This window comes from Glycomyces buryatensis, assembly GCF_004912275.1.
Lineage (GTDB): Bacteria > Actinomycetota > Actinomycetes > Mycobacteriales > Micromonosporaceae > Glycomyces > Glycomyces buryatensis.
Genome location: NZ_STGY01000076.1, coordinates 208 through 21,652 on the forward strand (window position 1 = coordinate 208; position 21,445 = coordinate 21,652).

The following is a 21,445-nucleotide window of genomic DNA, read 5'->3' on the forward strand; positions in this document are numbered from 1 at the left end:
CCGTGCACTGACCCACCGGACGTCACAGCAAGACCTCGCTTTCGTGCTGAAAGGACTCGGCATGATCATGCACGGTGGGGAGCGTACTTCCAGCACGCCTTCGCGAAGAACGTGTTCAGCATGCTGGTCGCGTGGCGGCGGGTGATCCGCATGCTCATGGTGCGACATCACCGGCGCTGGAAGGACGTTCCGCCGCCGGTTCACCACCCCGCAGGGGCGGTGGCGGCCCATCACGGCGGACGGGGTCGAACTCGTGTCGATCGCCTCGACGATCCGAGTCACCCGGTACCGCTACCGGGGCTTGCAGATCCCGAACACCTATTTGCCGACCGAGAACGCCTGACGACAGAAATCGTGGAGAGCCCGTCGCGTTGTAAGGCGCACGGCGGGTTCGGCGAGAAGCCTGGGGAAACGGACCGGGAGCGATCCTGACACCGCGCCTCGGGCTTACTCAGCGTTAACCCCCCAACTCTGGCGGCGGGGTGAAGTACGCACACCCAATTGAGCCCCCGCGAGAGGCGCATGTCCTCCGTTGTCACGGTGTCAACCGCTCGGCACTGAGGAATTGCTCGATCACAAGAGTCGCGGCTCCCTTGGCGACCGTGTCCGGCCCGAGCGATCCGGGAACGAATCTGGCCCGCTGGAACGGCTGACTCAACGAATAGGAGCGTGCCGCCGCGACGATGTCGTCCATCCGCCGCTGCGCCAGCATCAGTCCGGCCCAGCCGCTGACGACGATCAGCTCGGGGTTGAACAGGTTGATCAGGTCGGCGAAGCCGGCGCCCAGGTACTCGACTGTCTCATCGACCACGCGGCGAGCCGTTTCCGACGGATCGTCCAGCAGCTTCTCCAGGGCTGCCTCCTCGCCGCCCGAGGCGAGATCGACCGCGCCTCCGGCGGTGAGGAAACGGTCCAGCACGTCCTCGGCGCCGGTGTAGGCCTCCAGGCAGCCGCGGCTGCCGCACCGGCACCGCCGTCCGCCCACTTGAACGCAGGTGTGGCCCCATTCCCCTGCGCTGCTGGCCGCTCCGCGGTAGAGCTTTCCGTCGACGACGATGCACGCGCCGACCCCGAAGCCGACCAGCGCGATCACGGCGTCACGGACGCCACGTCCGGCGCCGAACCACAGTTCCGCCTGGCCCTTCGTCATGGCGCCGTTGTCCACCCGGACTGGGAGCGGCGCCAGTTGCTCGGAGAGAATGCGGCCGAGTGGGACCTCGTTCCAGCCGAAGGCCTCGGCGTGGATGACCGCGTCCGGGCCGTACTCGACGTTCCCGGGCATGGCCACGCCGGCGCCGAGGATCGGCGTCCCGTTCGATTCGGCCATCACCGTGCGGACTCCGCTGACGATGTGTTCGATGACCGTGTCGGGGTCGTGTCGGCCCGGGGCGAGCGAGTGCAGGGAGCCGGCTTGCACCTCCAGTTTGAGGTCGAGCAACTCCACCCTGACGTGGGTTTCGCCGACATCGATGCCGATCACATGGGCGTGGCCGGGGTCGACCTCAAGGAGGATGTGCGGTCGGCCCCCGTCGGATTCGAGCTTGCCCGCCTCGCGCAGGACGCCTTCGGTGAGCAGCTCGGAGGTGACGTTGCTGATCGAGGCGGTGCTCAGCCCGGTCGCGGGCACCAGGTCGCGGCGGGTGAACGGGCCGTCGAAGTACAGCGTTCGCAGCACCCGTGTCCGATTGGCGAGTTTGAGGTCTCGCGTGCTCTTCTGCGCCGGGGGGTTCATTGTTCTCCGAGTCCGTTTCGTTACGTCCCTGCGACCATGCCGTTATGGCGAGGGGATTGACCGCAGGTGATTAATATCTTAATCTAAGTCTTACACGTAAGTAATGTACGACCTCTTGAGCGTACCGCCAAGCCCTCCTCGGCGCACCGGGAGGCCAGGATCGCCGCAGCCGGCACTGCGGCGATCGCACCACACATCTTGTCCATCACCAGGCAGACCTCCGCAAACGCCTCATCCAGTCGCCGACGCCCTCGGCGCTCCGATCCTAGGAGCATCCTATGAGAACCAGACTTCTCGCCGCCTCCAGCGGCGATCGCCGCTCCACGACCACCCGCTGGCTTTCGGCCAGCCGCGCGATCGCCATCGGCGGCGCTACCGCCGTGCTCGCATCCGCCTGCCTCTCCGGCGGCTCGACAGCTTCCGATCGCGTCGAGATCCGCTGGTTCGTCGGTGTGGGCGTCGGCTCGGATGCTCCCGCCATTCCCGCCCAAGAGCAGATCGTCGAGGAGTTCAACGCCAGCCAGGACGAGATCGAGCTCGTGCTCGACATCGTCGACGCCGGCGCGGCACCCGACATCCTCAACACCCAGATCGCCACGGGCGACGCCCCCGACATCGTCGGTCCCATGGGCATCAAGGCCCAGGCGAAGTTCCCCGGCGCCTGGCTCGACCTGGCTCCCTACATCGAGAAGAACAACTACGACCTCAGCGACTTCGACCCGGCCCTGGTCGACTTCTACCATCTCGAAGGCGAGGGTCAGATCGGTCTGCCGTTCGCCGTCTACCCCTCGTTCCTCTACGTCAACCTCGATCTGTTCGACGAGGCCGGCCTGCCCTACCCGCCCCAGGAATACGGCGCGCCCTACATCGACAGCGAAGGCAATGAACTGCCTTGGAACATCGACACGATGACCGACCTGGCGATGCAGTTGACCGTGGACGCCGAGGGCAACGACGCCACCGACCCCTCGTTCGATCCGGACAACATCGTCCAGTTCGGATTCGGCAACATCTTCGCCGACATCCGATCCCAGGCGACCCTCTTCGGTGCAGGCTCACTCGTGGACGACGCGGGCAACGCCCAGATCCCGGAGCACTGGAGTGAGGCACTGCAGTGGTACTACGACGGCATGTGGACCGAGCACTTCATGCCCAACGGCCCATACGGCGACTCGGACCTCATGGGCGCCGGCTCCTGGTTCGAGTCGGGCAACCTCGGCATGGGCTACAGCCACCTGTGGTACGCCACCTGCTGCATGACCGGTTTCGAAGGCAACTGGGACACCGCCGCAGTCCCCGCATACGGCGACCAGACGACCGCCAAGATCCACGCCGACACCTTCGGGATCACCAAGGACAGCGAACATCCCGATGAAGCGTTCGAAGTGCTCACCTATCTCCTCGGGGACGCCTCAGAGAAGCTGACGCAGACCTACGGCGGCACGCCGGCCCGACTCAGCCTCCAGGACGGCTACTTCGACCGCATCGGCACCGAGGCCTTCCCCGATCAGGACATCAACTGGGACGTGGTCCTCGACGGCATCGCCTATGCCGACGAGCCGTCGCATGAGGGCTACCTGCCCAACGCCCTCGAAGCCACGACCGTGCTCGACGAATACGGTGCCAGGTTCTCCCAAGAGGAGGGACTCGACATGGACGCCGAACTCGAACAACTCCAGGCCGACCTCCAAGCCACCTTCGACGCCGAGTGACCCGCACCGCAGAGCGGGCGGCACGGAACGACGGCCCACCGGTCATCGCAAGTGCCGCCCCCTCTGCGGGCTCCTTGAAAGGGACGCCATGTCCGACTTCACCGAAGCAATACGCGAGGCCCGCCGCGAGCGGCGCGCCCCCAAACGGCCGGCGAGCCCCATGCAGCGACGCGAAGCCCGCTGGGGCTACGCCTTCATCTCCCCATGGCTCATCGGATTCGTCCTGTTCTCGATGCTCCCCATCCTCGCCTCCCTGGTCTTCTCCACACTCGACTTCCAGCTCACCGCGCCAGAAGAGGCGGCATTCGTCGGCGCCAGTAACTGGGAACGGGCGCTGTCCGACCCCGACACCTGGACATCGCTGCTGGTCACGCTCCGGTTCTCAATACTGTTCCTGCCGTTGAGCCTCATCTTCGCCCTCGGCCTGGCCTTGTTGCTCAACTCCGCGCACCTCAAGGCCACCAACCTGTTCCGCGTGCTCTTCTATGCCCCGTCGATGGTTCCACTGGTGGCCGGCATCATCATCTGGCAGCAGGTGCTCAACCCGCAGACCGGCTGGGTCAATCGGCTCATCGAGCTGACCGGGGTCCAGGCCACTGGCACGGGAGGCCTGCGCTGGTTCGACAACCCGGTCCTGGTGCTGTTCGCCTTCAGCTTCATCGGCCTGTGGGGGGTCGGCGGGACCATGTTGGTCAATCTCGCCGGCCTGCAGAGCATCCCCACCGAACTCTACGAGGCCGCGTCCCTCGACGGCGCCGGCTGGTGGCGACGCCTGCGCAGCGTCACGCTGCCGCTGCTGTCACCGGTCATGTTCTTCAACCTGGTGATCGGCTCGGTCGGGATCCTGCAGTACTTCGTGGTGCCATGGGTGCTCTTCGGCGACAGCGGTCATCCCGACGGGGCCAGCCGCTTCCTGCTCATCCACTTCTACCAGCAGGCCTTCGCATTCGGGAACATGGGCTACGGCGCCGCCCTGGCCTGGTTCATCTTCATCGTCGTCGCGGCCCTGACCGCGGTGCTGTTCGGCACCGCCCGGTACTGGGTCCACTACGGATCGGAGCGGCCGTGAGCCTCAAGATCGAAGCGTCTCCTCGGACCTCCCCGGCCCCCGAACGCGACGCGACCGAGACGGCCACGCGCCGTCGCCGCAAGCGCATCCTCTTGTCCGGCTGCACCACCCTCGCCGCATTCCTGCTGGTCGTGCTCTTCCTGATGCCGCTCGGATACGGGGTCGTCAGCGCCCTCAAAGACAAGGACAGCGTCTCCGATCCGAACTCGTCGATCCTGCCGGTCGCGGCCGAGGTCTTCGAATACGACGGCGAGGAGTACGACGTCTACGCGGTGCCGATGCCCGACGGCGAGGTCCGTGAGCTCGCCCTGGTCGAGAAGAGCCGCGAGTCGAGCGTCTTCATCGACCCCGCCGACCCCGATGCCGGACCGATCGAGTGGGACGGCCGCTGGCGCTCGCTGGAACCGGTGACCGGCTTCGCACCCCAGTGGGGCAACTTCGTCGAGGCCTGGAACACCCTCGACTTCCCGCGCATGTTCGGCTGGACGCTGTTCTACGCGCTCACAACCATGGTCGGCTCGGTCGTCTCATCCGCGCTCGTCGCCTACGGGTTCGCCCGGTTCCGCTTCCCCTTCAGAGGAGCGCTGTTCGCGCTGCTGCTGGCGACCATCTTGTTGCCGCCCGCGGTCACCCTCGTCCCGAAGTACGCGGTGTTCCTCCAAATGGGCTGGGTCGGCACCTACCTGCCCTTGATCGTGCCGCATTTCTTCGCCAACGCATTCAACGTGTTCCTGCTGCGGCAGTACTTCCTCACGATCCCCAAAGAACTCGAAGAGGCCGCCCGCATCGACGGCGCCGGACCGATCCGCACCTTCCTGCGCGTGATCGTCCCGCAATCGATCCCGGCCCTGACAGCGGTCAGCCTCTTCCACTTCTTCTACGCCTGGAACGACTTCTTCGAACCGATGCTGTACCTGGGAGGCAACCGCGACCTCGCCCCCATCGGTGTCGGCCTCAGCTACTTCAGCGGCCTCTACAGCACCGAGCCGCACCTGGTCATGGCCGCGACGCTGCTGGCGCTGGCGCTGCCGCTGACGATCTTCTTCGCCGCGCAGCGGGTCTTCGTCCGGGGGATCGTCATATCCGGAGTCGACAAGTGACGAACCCGATGCCACCGACAAGGCGACTAGAGAAAGGAAGCGCGGCATGAGCGACTGGAACATCCCGGACGACCGGCCCGAATACGACGCAGCCGTCGAAGCGGCTTGGGCGAAGATGGATCTGGCGACCAAGGCCGACCTGCTGGCCGGGATCGACATGTGGCGGACCCTCGCGGTACCCGCGGCGGGCCTGCGGTCGATGACCGTCTCTGACGGCCCCATCGGCGTGCGCGGCCGGTTCTGGTCTGTCACCGACCCGTCCCTGGCGCTGCCGAGCCCGACCGCGCAGGCCGCCTCGTGGGACCCGGTCCTGGTGCGCCGCATCGGGAACCTCCTCGCGGCCGAGTCCATCCGCAAGGACGTGGACGTGCTCCTCGCGCCCACCATCAACCTGCACCGCTCCCCGCTCGGCGGCCGGCACTTCGAGGCCTTCAGCGAGGACCCGTACCTGACCGGGCGCATCGCGCAGGCCTATGTGGCCGGCGTCCAAGAGTGCGGTGTGGGCACCACGATGAAGCACTACGTGGCCAACGACGCCGAAACCGACCGACTCACCGTCGACAACATCATCGACGAGCGGACCCTGCGCGAAATGTACCTGCGGCCCTTCGAGATGGTGGCCGCGTCGGCGAATCCGTGGGGCGTCATGACCGCCTACAACTCCGTCAACGGCCACACCATGACCGCGCACAAGGAGCTCATGCAGGTGCTGCGCGAGGAGTTCGGGTTCGACGGCTTCAACGTCTCCGACTGGGTCGCCGCCCGCCACACCGTCGAGGACATCGAGGCCGGACTCGACCTCGCCATGCCCGGGCCGTTCACGGTCTACGGCAAGGACCTCGTGGAGGCCGTCCGGGAGGGTCGCACCAGTGAGGCCCATGTGGACGACGCGGTGCGCCGCATGCTCACGCTCGCCGCCCGCGTCGGCGCCCTCGAAGGCGTCCGCGCCGCGGTCGACGATCGCATCGAGGCGATCGAGAACCCTGAAGCGCTGCTGCGGGAGATCGCGCAGCGGTCCTTCGTGCTTGCCAAGAACGACCCGCCCGCAGACGGCGAGGCCGCGATCCTGCCGCTCGACCGCGACGCGATCCACCGGCTCGCGCTCATCGGCCCGGCCGCGGCCGAGGCCCGCGTGCTCGGCGGCGGCTCCGCCACCGTGTACCCGCCGTACGTCGTGTCCCCGCTCGATGGGCTCCGCGGGGCCCTCGGCGACCGCGTCGTCTACGCGCAGGGCGTTGACCTGCACGAGCAGATCTTGCCCGCCAAGCACGGCTTCGAACTCTCGGTGAGGCCCGTCAAGAACGACGGGACCGAGCTCCCAGCCGAGCCACTCGCCGACGGCGACGTCAAGTGGATGAGCTATCTGCCCGGTGACATGAACATCGACGACTTCCACCACGCCGTCCTCGAAGGCACATTCACCGTGGACGTGACCGGCGAGCACGTCCTCGGCATCAGGGGCGCGGGCCACCATTCGTTCGTCTTCGGCGACGAAGTGCTCTTTGACGGCGACCGGACCGTCGCAGGCGACGACCCGTTCGAGGCGCTGTTCGGCCCCGGCGTCGAGACATTCACGATCTACCTTGAAGCAGGGCAGCGGATCCCCGTGCGTCTGCAGTACACGCCGCTTTCGTATCCCCACGGCTTCCCGCCCTCGGTCCTGTTCGGCCTCATGCACACCGGGCCCCGCCCGGACGAGGACCGGCTCATCGCCGAAGCCGTCGAAACGGCCCGCTCCGCCGAGCTCGCCGTCGTCGTCGTCTCCACCACCGACCTCACCGAATCCGAGGGCTTCGACCGGTGCGACCTGCGCCTGCCGGGCCGTCAGGACGAGCTCGTCGCGGCCGTCGCCGCCGCGAACCCGAACACGATCGTCGTCGTCAACACCGGCTCCCCGGTCGAGATGCCCTGGGCCGACGACGTGGCCGCGATCCTCCTGACCTGGTTCCCGGGCCAAGAGGGCGGGCACGCCCTCGCCGACGTCCTCCTCGGCGCCGAGCCCGGCGGCCGCCTGACGACCACCTGGCCCAAGAAGCTCGAGGACGCGCCGGTGGTCCAGGTCGTCCCGACCGACGCGGGCGAACTCCACTACGACGAGGGCGTCTTCATCGGCTACCGGGCCTGGGAACGCCACGACACCGAGCCGGCCTTCTGGTTCGGCCACGGCCTGTCATACGCCGACTGGGAGTACGAGTGCCTCACGGTCGAGGACGACCAGGTCAAGATCCGGGTCCGCAACAGCGGCCGGCTCGCCGGCCGCGAAGTGGTGCAGGTCTACCTGGCCCCGGAAGCAGGCGTGGACATCGAAGGCGGCATCGAGCGGCACCGCCTGGCGGGCTTCCAAGCGATCGCGGCGGAACCCGGCGAGACCGTGGAAGTGGTCGTCCCGCTCGATGAGCGCTCGTTCCAGTACTGGAACGAGCAGGACCACGCCTGGCGCACCGTCGCAGGAACCTGGACGGTGAAGGCAGGCCGGAGCGTGGCCGACCTCCGTCTGAACGGCCACATCAAGCGCGCATAGGAATTGACTGGATCGGAGAAGTCGATGAAGACTAAACCGCCCCGGCTGGCCGATGTGGCCAAGGCCGCCGACGTCTCGACTGCTACCGCTTCGATGGCGCTCAACGACACCGGCGGCACCCGCATCGGCGCTGGGACCCGCGAGCGGGTGCGGGCCGCCGCCGCCGACCTGGGCTACCGGCCCAACCGGGTCGCTTCGGGCCTGCGTACTCGCCGCACCCATACGCTCGGGTTCGTGGGCGACGACGTCGCCACCACCCCATTCTCCGGCCAAATGATCCGGGGAGCGCACGACGCGGCTCGCGAGGCCGGGTTCATGCTGCTCATAGTCGACACCTCCGGCGAGGCGGCCGAGACCGGCGAGGCCGTCGCCGCCCTCCAGGAGCGCCAGATCGAAGGCATCCTCCTGGCCACCATGTACCACCAGGTCGTGAAGGCGCCCAAGGCGATCGCGACGACCCCTTGCGTCCTGCTCAACGCGCGGACGCCGGACGGTTCGGCCTCCTCGGTCGTGCCCGACGAGCGCGGCGGCACCCTCGGGTTGCTCGCCGAACTCACCGGCGCCGGGCACACCCGGATCGGGCACATCACGACCACAGAGGATGTGGAGGCCCGTGCGATCCGGCTCGCGACGTGGCGGGAGCGGGTTGAAGCCAACGGCCTCCACTCCGACGATCTGCTCGTCGAGATCGACCAGGCGACGACGCGGCCCGCCCACGCGGCCGCGCTGCGCCTGCTCGACCGCCCCGACCGGCCCACCGCCGTCTTCTGCTTCAACGACAGGGTGGCGATGGGCGTCTACCGCGCCGCCGCCCAATTGGGACTCCGAATCCCCGAGGCCCTGTCGGTCGTGTCCTACGACGATCAGGAGCTCATCGCACCAGAACTGCAGCCCGCGCTTATCTCCGCGGCCCTGCCCCACTACGAGATGGGCCGCTGGTCCGTTCTCGAACTGTTGCGCCGCCTCGACAACCCCGAGGCCGCAACGGTGCAACACCTCATGCCCTGCCCAGTGGTCAAGCGTGAGTCCGTCGCGCCGCCACGCTAATCATATTGCCCGAATCACATTGGAGTGAAAACCATGCAACGTCGCAATCTCATGAAACTGGCCGCCGCCTCCGGTGGCGCCGCCCTCGCCGGACCCGCTTTGGCCGCGTGCACGACGACTTCCGGCGGCTCCGCCGACGGCGAGCTCGCCCTTTGGAGCCAGGCCGCCGGCAGCCCCGCGGAGGTCGAGGTCACCGAGGCGATCATCAAGGACTTCAACGGCTCCCAGGACACCTACAAGGCCTCGTTCGAACCGTTTCCGCAGGAGGTCTACAACGACACCGTGAACGCCGCGGCGCTCTCCGGCGACCTACCTGACCTGCTCACTGTGGATGGACCGAACGTCCCGAACTGGGCCTGGGCCGGGCACCTCCAGCCCCTGGACCTCTCCACTGAGCTCACGGACAAGTTCCTGCCCACGGTGCTCGGGAAGTTCCAGGGCGAGCTGTACGCGGTCGGGCACTGGGAGGCCGCCTGCTCGATCTTTGCGCGGCAGTCCGTGCTCGACGCGGCAGACGTCCGCGTCCCGACGATGGAATCGCCTTGGACGCGTGAGGAGTTCGACGACGCGCTGCAGCGGGTCGTCGCCGACGGCGCGTACCAGTGGGCGATCGACTTCTCGACCGCCGACACCGGCGAGTGGTTCCCATACGCGTACTCGCCGTTCCTGCAGAGCTTCGGCGGCGACCTCATCAACCGCGACACGTACCTCAGCGCCGAAGGCGCGCTCAACGGGCCCGAGGCCCTCGCCTGGGGCCAGTGGTTCCAGGGCCTGTTCACGTCGGGTCTCGCCAATGTGGAGTCACCCGTCGGCGCCGAGGACTTCATGCAGGGCAAGGCCGCCATGGCCTTCCACGGCAACTGGGGCGCCCTCGCCGCCATGGACCTCTACGACGACATGCTGTTCCTGCCGCCGCCGGACTTCGGCAACGGCCCCAAGATCGGCGGCGGCTCCTGGCAGTGGGCCGTCACCTCCACTGCGGACACTGCAGGCGCGACCTCGTGGCTGGAGACCGCGTTCTCGGACGAGTACGTCGCCGAGTTCTGCAACCAGACCGGGCAGATCCCCGCCACCGACGCGGCCGCGGAGCTCACCGAGCACTACGGCACCGACGGCGATCTACGCATGCTGGTCGACTACTCGAAGGCCTACGCGGTGCTGAGACCCGAGACCCCGGCGTACACCGTGATCGCCTCGGTGTTCAGCCAGTACGCCGGCAACATCGTCCACGGTGGCGACGTGCAGGAGGCGCTGGACGCGGCCGTCGCGGAGATCGACGCCGACATCGAGTCGAACTCCGGGTACGGGTTCTAGCCATGGCCTCGGCGAAACTCGCAAGCCGGGCATCGGCGAGCACCGAAGGGGCCGCTGCGGGGGCGGCCCCGCCCGGGCCGTCGCGGCCGCGCCGCCGCAGCTTCGCCCGCGCTGAGCAGCGCGCCGGGGCCGCCTTCGCGGTCCCCGGGGTCGCGCTCCTGCTCCTGTTCGTCATCGGCCCGGCCGTGGTGTCGCTGGTCCTCGCGTTCACGAACGCGCGGCTCATCTCCCCGACCCCGCCGGAGTTCGTCGGTCTGGAGAACTTCCAGCGGGCCTTCGGAGAAGACGCGACGTTCCACAAGTCGCTGCTGAACACGTTCCTGTTCGCGGCCGTGGTCGTGCCGCTGCAGGGCGGGCTCGGGCTGGTGCTGGCACTGCTGGTGAACCAGAAGCTGGCCGGGCGGAACTTCTTCCGCACCGTGTTCTTCCTGCCGGTGATCACCTCGATGGTCGTGGTCAGCCTGCTGTGGCGCTTCCTGTACCAGGAGGACGGGCTGATCAACTCGGCCCTGTCGATGGTCACGGGCGGCGCCTGGGCGGGCCAGGCCTGGCTCGCGAACCCGTCGACCGCCATGGGCGCCATCGTGGTCATGAGCGTGTGGCAGGGCGTCGGATTCCACATGATCATCTGGCTCGCCGGACTCCAGACCATCCCCGAGGAGATCTACGAGGCCGGCGCCCTGGACGGCACCACGCCGTGGCAGCGGTTCCGGTACCTGACGCTGCCGCTGCTCAAACCCACGTTCGTGTTCGTGCTCATCACGATCACCATCGCCGCGATGAGCCTGTTCGTGCAGGTCAACATCATGACCGCGGGCGGTCCGGTGGGTTCTACCAGCACCATCGTGTTCCAGATCGTCCAGAAGGGATTCCAGCAGCAGCAGATGGGCTACGGCGCCGCGCTGTCGCTGATCTTCTTCTGCATCGTGCTCGCCCTGGCACTTGTACAACGCCATCTGACGAGGGACAGGGATTGACCATGGCCTCAACGACATTCAAGCCGCCTTCGAAGGCACGACGCGTTTGGACTTACGCTCCGATGACGGTGCTCGCCGGGTTCTTCCTGTTCCCGATCGTGTTCATGGTTGTCGCGAGCCTGAAGAACGATCATCAGATCTTCGCGGACATGAACTCCTTCAAGGCGTTCCTGCCCACGGGCGACCTCTCTCTGGCGAACTACGCCGCCGTGTTCGACCGGGTGCCGTTCTGGCGCTTCCTCGGGAACACCCTGTTCGTGACCGCGATGGTCACCGGGTTCGGTCTGGTAGTGAACTCGATGTGCGGCTACGCACTCGCCCGGATGCGCTGGAAGGGCCGCGGACTCGTGTTCGGCCTCATCATCGCCACGCTCATCCTGCCGTTCGACACCACCATCGTGCCCTTGGTGTACCTGGTCGCGAACCTGCCGTGGGTCGGCTTCAACGGCCTCACGCCGGTACTCGAGTTGGGCTGGCTCAACACTTACCGCGTGCAGATCATCCCGTTCATCGTGAACGCCTTCTCGATCTTCCTGTTCGCCCAGTACTTCAAGAGCCTCCCCAAGGGACTCGAAGAGGCCGCCGCGATCGACGGCGCGGGATGGCTGCGCACGTACTGGCGCATCATCGTGCCGCTCTCCAAGCCCGTGTTCGCCACCGTCGCGATCCTGACGGTGGTCACCTCCCCGGCCACCTGGAACGCCTACCTGTGGCCGCTCATGACCGTGCAGAGCGAGGAGCTGCGGCCGGTCATGGTCGGCGTGCAGTACTTCTTCCAGCTCGACACCGCCTGGGGCGAGGTCATGGCCTACATGACCATGATCACACTGCCGATGGTCATCGTCTTCCTCGTCTTCCAGCGCGCCTTCATTCAGTCCATCGCCAGCGCCGGGATGAAGGACTGAACTCCAGCCCCCTTGCACTGCAACCGAACACCCTTACTAGTTAGGAAACCGATGCTCAAGCTCGCCGACCACTGGGTCTGGGACTCCTGGTACGCTATCGACGACGACGGTCGCCACCACGTGTTCTTCTTGCGCGCCTCCCGTGCGCTGCAGGAGGAGGGGCGCCGCCACCTCCGAGCGTCGATTGGCCACGCAGTCTCGGACGACCTCGCCAAGTGGACACTGCTGCCGGACGCGCTTGTGTTCGACGACGCGCCCGCTTGGGACGACCAGGCCACCTGGACCGGCTCAGTTGTGCGCGAGGACTCCGGCCGGTGGCGCATGTTTTACACCGGCGTCTCACGCGGTGACGACGGTCGCGTGCAGCGGATCGGCTCGGCCGTGTCCGACGATCTGACCGTGTGGCATCGGCTGCCGGGCCCGCAGGTCGAGGCCGACCCGCGCTGGTACGAGCAGTTCACCGAGGGCTCTGGCTGGCACGACGAGTCCTGCCGCGACCCTTGGGTGTACCGGGACCCAGGCGGGGACGGCTGGCACATGACGTACACCGCCCGCGTCGACGGCCCCGAGCCCGCCCGCGAACGCGGCGTCGTCGGGCACGCGGTGTCCGCCGACCTGGAGACGTGGGAAGTGCGCCCGCCGCTCAGCCGACCGGACGCGCTCGGGTTCGGGCAGGTCGAGGTCACCCAGCTGCACCAGGTCGACGGCCAGTGGCTGATGCTGTTCTGCTGCGGCCAGCGCGAGGCCGCCGACGCGCGCCGGGCGCTCGGAGAGTCCGGCGACAACTACGTGGTGCCCGTCGAACTCCCGCTCACGGGCATCGACATCGCGAAGGCCCGACCGTTCGAGCACGAGAGCCTCTACGCGGCGAGACTGCACGACGTGGACGGCCAGACGGTCATCATCGGCTTCCGCAACATCGAGGACGGCGAGTTCGTCGGCGAGCTCACCGACCCGATCCCGGTGCACTGGGACGGCGAAAGGCTGGTCCGCAAGTGATCGGCGTCGTGGGCGAAGCCCTGATCGACCTCGAAGTCGCCCAGACCGACGCCCGGCATCCGATCGCGCACCCCGGCGGCAGCCCCATGAACGTCGCGGTCACGTTGGGGCGCTTGGGCTCCGACGTCGCCTTCCTCGGGCGGCTCTTGAGCGACGCCTTCGGGAAGCTACTGCGGACTCACTTGACCGAATCGAACGTAGACCTGCGTTGGGCCGTCGATGCGGCGGAGCCGACGAGCCTGGCGATCGTTTCGGTCGCTCTAGGCGGTTCGGCCGGCTACGCCTTTCACGTCCAGGGCACCGCCGACTGGCAGTGGTCAGGGTGGGAGCTGCCGGCTGATCCGGACTTGGAGGCGGTGCACGCCGGTTCGCTGGCACTTGCTCTGGAGCCGGGCGGGGAAGTGGTCGGGCGGTGGCTGGAGGGGCTGGCCACCGGGACGACGATCAGCGTGGACCCGAATGTGCGCCCCGCGCTGCTGGGCGACCGTGACGGCTACCGCGACAACGTCGACCGGTGGATCTCGTTCAGCTCGATCGTGAAGGTCTCGGACGAGGACCTGGAGTGGATCTGGCCCGGCGCGGACCCCGACGAGCTGGCCGGGCGGTGGGTCGACAAGGGCTGCAAGCTGGTCGTGGTGACCCGCGGTGGGCGTGGCTCGCTGGCGCACTGCGGCGGCGAACGGTTCGAGGTGCCGACGGCGAAGACCGAGATCGTCGACACGGTAGGGGCCGGGGACGCCTTGAGCGGAGCGCTGCTCGACTGGCTGAGCCGACATGACCGCCTCGACCAGCAGGGCCTGGCGCGCCTGAGCGCCGATGAGGCCCGCGAGGCGGTCGAATTCGCTTCGCGAGTCGCGGCGATCACCTGCTCACGGGCGGGGGCGAACCCGCCGCGTCGTTCCGAACTCGACTGAGCTGATCCGCATAGAGATCAACTTGCGTATTAGCTTATGCATTCATTAATTTAACTTCATTAACTCTTGAAACCTTTCGAAGTCGAGAATTTAGGAGACGAACATGCGCAGATTCAAAAGAAGGTCACTCCTGACTGTCGTACCGGGGGTGAGTCTCGCCGCCGCATTCACCTTTCAGGCCGCCGCACAAGCCGCATCGGGATCGAACGGCGATCGTGTGAAAGTCTGGCTTACGGACGTATCGGCAGACCAATGGGTCGCCAAGCAAAGGGGCATCTCCTTCCAGACGGGGCAGACATCGAACCCGCTTACGATCAACGTCGACGACGGCGTCCAGTACCAAAGAGTCGAGGGATTCGGGGCCGCGATGACCGACTCCTCCGCCTGGCTCATCGATCAGCTCCCCGCCTCCAAGCGGAATCAGCTGATGGGGAAACTCTTCAATCCGTCGACGGGAATCGGCCTCAGTCTGCTCCGCACTCCGATGGGCGCCACGGACGTCAACGTGGGCGGGAACTACTCCTATGACGACATGCCGCCAGGAGAAGCAGACCCGACGCTCGCCAACTTCTCCATCGAGCATGACGTGCCGTACATCATTCCGGCACTGCAGCAGGCTCAGACGCTCAACCCGGACATCAAGATCATGGCCAACCCGTGGAGTCCGCCAGGGTGGATGAAGACGTCCGATTCCATGATCGGGGGAACGCTCAAAGACGAGTACTACACGACGCTTGCCGACTACTTCGTGAAGTACATTCAGGCATACAGTGACGCCGGCATCCCAATCTCATACGTTTCCCCGCAGAATGAACCCATGGGCATCCCCACTTGGCCCGGCATGTTCATGAACGCTTACCAGGAAACCAGGCTGGTCGAGGAGATCGGCCGGGCGTTCGAGGCAAACGGAATTTCCACGAAGATCCTCGCCTGGGATCACAACTGGGACGTGCCCTCCTACCCTGAGACGGTCTTCAACGATCCCGTCGCCTCCCAGTACGCCGTCGGAACCGGGTGGCACATCTACAGCGGCAGACCGAGCCACCAGACGCTGACCCACAACGACTACCCGCACAAGGAGCAGTTCCTCACCGAAGCCACCGGAGGCGTCTGGCAGGCGGACAAGCAGGCAGGGTTCGAAGAAGCGCTCGACACCTGGGTCATCGGCACCATGCGCAACTGGGGCAACGGTGCGATGCTGTGGAACATCGCACTCGACCCCGACCGGGGCCCCCTCAACAGCGACACCAACGGCATCGGAGTGATGCGCGGCTTGGTCACCATCGATCCGACCAATGGGTTGGTCTCATACAACGAGGACTACTACGCGCTCGCCCACGCCAGCAAGTTCGTCCAGCCTGGAGCCCATCGGATCTACTCGAACAGCTTCGGGGACGGAAGCATCGAGAATGTGGCGTTCCAGAATCCGGACGGGTCGAAGGCCCTGATCGTCTTCAACTCCGGGGACACCACGGAGACCTTCAGCGTTGCGGACGGAACCGAGTACTTCGAATACACCGTCGGCGCCGGCAACGCCCTCACCTTCACCTGGTCGGGGCCCACCCAGCACGGCAGCACCCCTGCGGCGACCAACGTTGTGGACCCGACGCACGACTTCACGTTCGAGCCGGCCTCCGACCCGACCACCATCACCTACGACCCCGAACTGCTGCCCCTGCAGAACACCGTCGACAACGGAAGCAGCTTCCTGACGTACTCCTTCCCTGTCGGAGCCTCCATCCAGGCCGGGACGGCGCTGGACCGCAGCCAGTGGACCGTCACCGCTTCGAAGCATTCGGACGGCAATGAGGCCGCGAACGCCATCGACGGCGATACCGGCACCAGGTGGAGCACCGGCCAACGGATGAAGAGCGGCGACTGGTTCCAGATCGATTTGGGGAGCTCGACGAGTTTCAGCCAAATCGTTCTCGACAACGGCGAAGGAGACCGGTCCTTCGATCTCATCGGCAGGTACCAGGTGTACGTGTCGGATGACGGCGTCGACTGGGGCAGTGCGATCGCGAACGGCAACGGAACGATGGGAAAGACCGCCATCACGCTGCCGCCCCAGACGGCGCAGTACGTTCGGATCGTCAATACCGAAGTGCGCGGTTCGAGCGCAGAGTTCTTCTTCCCGTGGTCGATCGGTGAGATCGATGTGTACGGATCCTCGAGCGGGTCGATCGCAGCGCCGACTGCGGTATCGAACGGCCTCCAGCTGCAGCAGTGGACGAGCCCGGACGGCGCGGAGGTCGCCATCGTGTACAACGGGACCGGCAGCCGCCAGAGTTTCGCGGCGTCCCCCGACGGCTCGTACACCTACGAGCTTCCCAGCGGGACTTCAGCGATGTTCACCACCAAAGAATCGTCAAGCTTCCCGGCACCGGCCTTCGGCAGCATGACGCCGAGCGAAGGCATACCGGGCTACAAGGTCACGATCAGCGGCTCCGATTTCGGTGACAAACAGGGACTGGGTTCGGTGTGCTTCGGATCGAACCACGCAAGGATCGACAGCTGGTCGGATACGAGCATCACCGTGTACGTCCCGAACGGGCTTCCCTCTGGGGCGGTCACGGTCGCTGTGAACGGCGCCAGCGGTGAGCCGGCAGGCGAGTCCTCGTTCACCGTCACCGGTCTCGGTACCGCGCTGCCGCGGACGGATTGGACCGCAACGGCTTCGGATGAGAGCCCGTGGCCCAGCGATGCGCTCGACCACATGCTGGACGCCGATATCGACACGCGGTACAGCTCTGGAACCGGGCAGTACAACGGCATGTGGATGCAGGTGGACATGGGACAGGCGCAGACGTTCAACAAGCTCGTGTTGGATGCCGGCGGCAGTGTCGGCGACTATACGCGAAGTGCTGACGTGTTCGTGTCTGCGAACGGGACAGACTGGACCAAGGTCTCCACCTTGACCGGGGACGGGGAGCAGGCGGTGCAACTGACGTCCTTCCCGACCCAGGCGGCCCGCTATATCAAGGTCGTCAATACCGGCAGCGCGGGCAGCTGGTGGTCGGTTGCCGAGTTCAACGTCTACAACTAACGAATCGACGCCGGTGAAAGCGGACCGGCCTCGATCGCAATGAGCGCCGTGCGGGCGATCCCGACCATGAAGTCGGCATCGTCCGCACGGGACGCTCGGGTTCGGCCCCCCGGGTGAGGCGTGCTGTGTCTGGTCCCGTCTCTGTGGTGGTGGCCGGCGCTGCTCGTCGCGGCGGGATTGTTCTGGACCGGGCGTCGGCAGGCGAGGGCGGCCGTGGACGCCTTTTCGCACCTTGCCGAATCGGCCTACGACCTGCGGGGCGCGGCCCTCGCCCGGGAGCCCGGCTTCATCGTCGCCGAGTCCCGCTCCAGCCGGATGTGGGGGAGCAGGTCACGGCCCACCTTCGCAAACCCGTCTGATGTAGGTGCCCCCGGCGCGGCCCGCGGTAGATCCAGTCGCGCAGATCATGTCATTCAGACGCCGCCCGTGAACGGCCCCGCTAGCCCTTCGTGGTCGGCTGCGGTTTCAAGATTTCCATGTGATTCGACCTTCGTTCCCTGAGGGATCCGAGAACACCCGACGCTGCTCAGGTGTGCTTGGTGCGGTATAAGCCCGGTTCTTGGAGGTTGAGCTTTCGGGTCCCGCTCGCGATCGTGAGTGCTCGTGACCCCCGCGTCAGTGCCACGTACAGATGGTTGGTCTTGTATCTATCGGCGTCCAAAAGAATCGCGTGCTCGTATTCGAGTCCCTTTACCAGCAGCGGTCTTCCGATTACCCGCTTCCTGATGTGGCGGCCGCTTCGGCGGCGCTGGTCACGGATTCGTGAGAGTGCCTGGGCTGTGGTGAGGCCTTGATCGTGTGCGAACCCGAGTGCCTTACAGACGTCGGTGAAGGCTTCCTGGCCGTACACTGCGGTTTCCGTGTCCATTGAGACCAGCTGTTGCAATGCGTCCCGTACGTTGGCTGGAGAGGGGTGCGCCGCAAGTCGGTCCAGGGACTCAGCAGCGCTCTTGAGTTCGGGAGTGCGGGGCCTCCATGTGCCACCTCGGTGCAAGCGGTCCCGAACTTTGCGGTCAACATGCTTGGAAACATGGGTGGCGCAGCCTGCTGCGAATTCGACGGTCGCCGCGGTGATCCTGCCACTTTCGCCGGTGTCCACTACAGTGCAGAACTTCATGATCCGCTGTTCATCCAGAGCTTCGAGCAAGAAGTATGACCCGCCGAGCAACTTTGCTCGGCCGATGCAGTCTTGCCGGAAGTGCCCCAGGGCAGCCACGGTTCTCTGGTCTGCATCCCGGCAAGCACGGGTGATGCCTTGGTGGTCGCCCGACCAGAGCCAACGGATCGGTGCCGTGTCCAGGTCGATCGGTTCGCCGTTTTCCAACGGTGCCCGGATTCGGAGAAGCCACTCGCCGAGTTCAGGGTTCGTCGTGGCCCAACGCCAAGGATGCTGAGCGACCGCGACCTCAGGGAAGACCGGTAGGACGTCTCTCGGCCATTGGACAGGGGTCTGCTGGCCGAAGTCGAGGAGGCACTGCAGCGGATCGCCCAGGACTGCGGTGTCGATGACTTCGCTGAGGGCGTGGACGAGCTCGTGCTGGTCGATCATGCAGTCCTGGTATTCATCGACCAGGATGAGCTGATAGCTCGCCTTCAGCATCCGTTCAATAGGAGGCGTGCCGACTGCCCGGGCTGCGGCCTGGTGGTAGGCACCGGCCCGCCCCCAATCCGGTGCTTCAGGGACGTTGATGTCGGCGAGTTGGGGGTGTGATCGGATCAGTCGCAGCGACCACGAGTCGATGGTGGTGACGTTGACGCTGCTGGTTGCGACACCGAATCGCTTGAGACGGCGTCGGATCGCGTCTACCCCTGTGTTGGTGTGGGTCAGAATCAAGGTGCTGCCACCGCGACCGGCAACGGCTTTGGCGACTCCGGCGATGACCTCGGTCTTGCCGCATCCGGCTGGCAGAGCCACCGAGCATGGCAGGTTCCCGAGGATGGTCTGCACCGATTCGTGGAGGACGAGCTCCGGGTCAAGATTCATGGTGATCGTCATTCTCGGGGGCCGAAGCCGGTGCGTAGGCGAACGCGATGAGCTGCTGCATCCGTTGCATGAACGCCGTCCCTCGGAGCGCATCTCGTCTGTCCCAGACAAAACCGCCCAGCGCCTTCCCTGCATCGATGGATTTGAACCAGCCTTTGGAGGATGCCTGCTCACCGGTGTTGACGTTCCTGCCGCAGGACGCGGCTTGAACAGCCGACAGGATCTCTCCAGCAGCCTTGCCGGTCTGACTGATCCACGCTGTGGGATCGAGTCCTTCTAGCTGCCCACACGGCTTGGCGAGCTTCGCCTGGATCGGGTCTCGAACCGCGCTCTCGCTCTTGAGCTCGGCGGCGAGTGCGATGAGGTCCTTCAAACCGTGAGCGTCAAGATCATCGATCAATGCGTCTTCGATCGCCCGCCCCGGTTCCCAGCGGATGACTGTCACCCCCGCGGCAATCGCGGCCTCGACCTGAGCGTCTGCATTCGAGTCGTCGTTGTCGATCAGCAGCGCCGTGGTGTAGCCGAGTCCGGCGAAGATCGCAGCCTTCTGGGCGGCGCTTGTTCCACCGCCCCCGTCAACTACGGCGATGCCGAGTGCCGCGCTACCGGCTTTGCCGGCCGCTCCGTAAAAGCTGTCAGTGCGGTTGAGCAGTTCCCGGAGGAAGCCGAACTCGGTTGACCCCTCCCCGACAAGTACACGGCGAGACAGGAGGGCTGAGGGGCACTTTCTGATTCCGCCGTAGTCGATGCCGAGCGACTCCGAAACGCGTGTGACGGTGGTGATGCCAGCGGTCGACCGGACAACGTGCGCATCGGGTGGCTGCAAGTTCTCGATCGTGATGGGGGAGTGCGTGGTCAGGAAGATTTGCGCGTGGCCGTCAGCAGCGCGGGATTTCAGGGTCGTGAGCAGCGCGGCGAGACGGTGCGGTTCGAGCCCGTGTTCAATCTCGTCGATTGCGAGGATCTGTGGTTCTGCAGAGCTGGCACCAGGGTCGTGGATCGCGATACTGGTCAGGCGTCGGGTGCCGAGACCATAGGAGGTCAGGGGGACCGATTCATTGTGCAGCAGCAGCGGTTGGGCCAGTGAGGTGCTTGGAGGCTCGAGACCCGGTCGAAGACGCGTGAACGGCGCGCTTCCGAGGCGCCGTGCCCGGTTCGCAGCCTCATCGGCTGCTTCCTGGAGAAGGTCGGCGCCACCGAGGCTCTCGAAAATGGCCTCGCGCGCACGGCGCTGGGCGGCCAGTCCGACCGCGGCCATCTCAGAGCGTTGCTCAGTCAACCGAGTCAGAGCCGAAGACCTCGACCATTTCAGGTGCTGATCGGTGTAGTCGCCGATGCGGGAGAACCCGAGTTTCTGGCGCTGAGCAGCGCTGATCGGCCGGCCCTCGTCCGGGGCATCTGGTCGTACCACCCTCCAGACCGGTTCGAGCGTGTGGTCGACTTCCAATCGAATGAGCAGACATTCTTCGGTCCCCGGCACCGAGTCGTGCTCGAGCCTGCCATCGGGAGAGATGCCGGACCGGTCGTGTCCGAACTGGTTTTCGGTCACGATCGAGTCTGGCAGCTCGGTCACGGCCGCCTCGATGCGGATAGGCATGTCCAGGTTGCAATCGGTAAAGTCGGCGTCGGTGAACTGGGACCGGTAGGTCGGGCAGAGCACGAGACCCAGGGCGTCAAGCAGCGTGGTCTTGGTTGAGTCACCGGGTCCGATTAGCGCGATGAAGTCGGCTAGAATATGCCACTTGATATGGCGAATTCCCCTGAAATTGGCAATTTCGAGATAGCGCACCTTCACGATCGACTGCCTCCTTGCAAAACCGTTCATGCCCCGACTGAGACACAACTGTAGGCCGAGCGGAAGTACGGAGGGACGCGCGATCCCAATCGCGCTTGCTGATCTCCTCCCGATTTAGAACAGATCAGACGGCGACTCTCCATTTCATTGCAATAGCTAGGGTTTCGCGCAATTGAGCTAGAAAGGAACGGTGACCGTCTCTTGCAGTCTGAAACACAAGTTCTCTGGAGGGGCAGATGTTAGGGAACGTGGCTGTGATTATCGCGAGATCGAGAAGTAGGGGTCACAGTCCTCCTGCTCACAGTAGGTCGAAAGCTGTTACAGTCGCGA

At 65.8% G+C, this 21,445-nt stretch carries 14 protein-coding genes; 11 read left to right on the forward strand and 3 right to left on the reverse strand.

Annotation, left to right across the window (positions count from 1 at the left end):
• Positions 1-535 precede the first annotated feature (535 nt).
• Positions 536-1,732 (reverse strand): ROK family protein, encoded by a 1,197-nt coding sequence (locus FAB82_RS23300; RefSeq protein ID WP_136536966.1) that lies wholly within the window; start codon positions 1,730-1,732, stop codon positions 536-538.
• A gap of 278 nt (positions 1,733-2,010) precedes the next feature.
• Here FAB82_RS23300 and FAB82_RS23305 point away from each other — a divergent pair, with 278 nt between their 5' ends.
• From FAB82_RS23305 to FAB82_RS23355, 11 genes are all read left to right on the forward strand, one after another.
• A complete protein-coding gene (locus FAB82_RS23305) occupies positions 2,011-3,444 on the forward strand; it encodes an ABC transporter substrate-binding protein (RefSeq protein ID WP_136536967.1) in 1,434 nt (477 codons plus the stop codon).
• Positions 3,445-3,532: 88 nt separating this feature from the next.
• Complete coding sequence (locus tag FAB82_RS23310; protein WP_136536968.1) at positions 3,533-4,513, forward strand: carbohydrate ABC transporter permease; 981 nt, start codon at positions 3,533-3,535, stop codon at positions 4,511-4,513.
• The gene (locus FAB82_RS23315) at positions 4,510-5,613 is read left to right on the forward strand and encodes a carbohydrate ABC transporter permease (RefSeq protein WP_211116797.1); all 1,104 of its coding nucleotides are present in this window, start codon (positions 4,510-4,512) and stop codon (positions 5,611-5,613) included. Before FAB82_RS23310 ends, FAB82_RS23315 begins: the two co-directional genes overlap by 4 nt.
• A 46-nt stretch (positions 5,614-5,659) precedes the next feature.
• Positions 5,660-8,134, forward strand: coding sequence for a glycoside hydrolase family 3 protein (locus tag FAB82_RS23320; RefSeq protein WP_136536969.1), 2,475 nt, complete (start codon positions 5,660-5,662; stop codon positions 8,132-8,134).
• Positions 8,135-8,158: 24 nt separating this feature from the next.
• Positions 8,159-9,181 carry a LacI family DNA-binding transcriptional regulator gene (locus FAB82_RS23325; RefSeq protein WP_136536970.1) on the forward strand — a complete coding sequence of 341 codons (1,023 nt, stop codon included), beginning with the start codon at positions 8,159-8,161 and terminating at the stop codon, positions 9,179-9,181.
• A 33-nt stretch (positions 9,182-9,214) separates the two neighbouring features.
• Positions 9,215-10,495, forward strand: a complete 1,281-nt coding sequence (locus FAB82_RS23330; protein ID WP_136536971.1) for an extracellular solute-binding protein — start codon at positions 9,215-9,217, stop codon at positions 10,493-10,495.
• A gap of 2 nt (positions 10,496-10,497) precedes the next feature.
• Complete coding sequence (locus tag FAB82_RS23335; protein ID WP_136536972.1) at positions 10,498-11,472, forward strand: carbohydrate ABC transporter permease; 975 nt, start codon at positions 10,498-10,500, stop codon at positions 11,470-11,472.
• Between the two features lie 2 nt (positions 11,473-11,474).
• On the forward strand, positions 11,475-12,377 hold the full coding sequence (locus tag FAB82_RS23340; RefSeq protein ID WP_211116798.1) for a carbohydrate ABC transporter permease: 903 nt from the start codon (positions 11,475-11,477) through the stop codon (positions 12,375-12,377).
• 51 nt (positions 12,378-12,428) lie between these two features.
• On the forward strand, positions 12,429-13,376 hold the full coding sequence (locus tag FAB82_RS23345) for a glycoside hydrolase family protein (protein WP_136536974.1): 948 nt from the start codon (positions 12,429-12,431) through the stop codon (positions 13,374-13,376).
• Entirely contained in the window at positions 13,373-14,290 is a 918-nt protein-coding gene (locus FAB82_RS23350; protein ID WP_168801738.1) for a carbohydrate kinase family protein, read from the forward strand. The genes FAB82_RS23345 and FAB82_RS23350 overlap by 4 nt, the downstream gene beginning before the upstream one ends.
• A 217-nt stretch (positions 14,291-14,507) precedes the next feature.
• Positions 14,508-17,336, forward strand: coding sequence for a discoidin domain-containing protein (locus tag FAB82_RS23355; RefSeq protein ID WP_168801739.1), 2,829 nt, complete (start codon positions 14,508-14,510; stop codon positions 17,334-17,336).
• A 526-nt stretch (positions 17,337-17,862) separates the two neighbouring features.
• On the opposite strand, the gene FAB82_RS23360 is transcribed toward FAB82_RS23355, so the two are convergent.
• Both FAB82_RS23360 and FAB82_RS23365 read right to left on the reverse strand, forming a co-directional pair.
• Complete coding sequence (locus tag FAB82_RS23360; RefSeq protein ID WP_168801740.1) at positions 17,863-19,332, reverse strand: UvrD-helicase domain-containing protein; 1,470 nt, start codon at positions 19,330-19,332, stop codon at positions 17,863-17,865.
• Positions 19,310-21,115: an ATP-dependent nuclease gene (locus tag FAB82_RS23365; protein WP_168801741.1), complete on the reverse strand. Its 1,806-nt coding sequence runs from the start codon at positions 21,113-21,115 to the stop codon at positions 19,310-19,312. Before FAB82_RS23365 ends, FAB82_RS23360 begins: the two co-directional genes overlap by 23 nt.
• Positions 21,116-21,445 lie beyond the last annotated feature (330 nt).

Bases quoted from the DNA above. Each gene is read 5' to 3' on its own strand.
- FAB82_RS23310 (WP_136536968.1), top strand. From the start codon at position 3,533: ATGTCCGACTTCACCGAAGCAATACGCGAGGCCCGCCGCGAGCGGCGC.
- FAB82_RS23360 (WP_168801740.1), bottom strand. From the start codon at position 19,332: ATGACGATCACCATGAATCTTGACCCGGAGCTCGTCCTCCACGAATCG.
- FAB82_RS23335 (WP_136536972.1), top strand. From the start codon at position 10,498: ATGGCCTCGGCGAAACTCGCAAGCCGGGCATCGGCGAGCACCGAAGGG.
- FAB82_RS23320 (WP_136536969.1), top strand. From the start codon at position 5,660: ATGAGCGACTGGAACATCCCGGACGACCGGCCCGAATACGACGCAGCC.
- FAB82_RS23345 (WP_136536974.1), top strand. From the start codon at position 12,429: ATGCTCAAGCTCGCCGACCACTGGGTCTGGGACTCCTGGTACGCTATC.
- FAB82_RS23330 (WP_136536971.1), top strand. From the start codon at position 9,215: ATGCAACGTCGCAATCTCATGAAACTGGCCGCCGCCTCCGGTGGCGCC.
- FAB82_RS23305 (WP_136536967.1), top strand. From the start codon at position 2,011: ATGAGAACCAGACTTCTCGCCGCCTCCAGCGGCGATCGCCGCTCCACG.
- FAB82_RS23325 (WP_136536970.1), top strand. From the start codon at position 8,159: ATGAAGACTAAACCGCCCCGGCTGGCCGATGTGGCCAAGGCCGCCGAC.
- FAB82_RS23340 (WP_211116798.1), top strand. From the start codon at position 11,475: ATGGCCTCAACGACATTCAAGCCGCCTTCGAAGGCACGACGCGTTTGG.
- FAB82_RS23300 (WP_136536966.1), bottom strand. From the start codon at position 1,732: ATGAACCCCCCGGCGCAGAAGAGCACGCGAGACCTCAAACTCGCCAAT.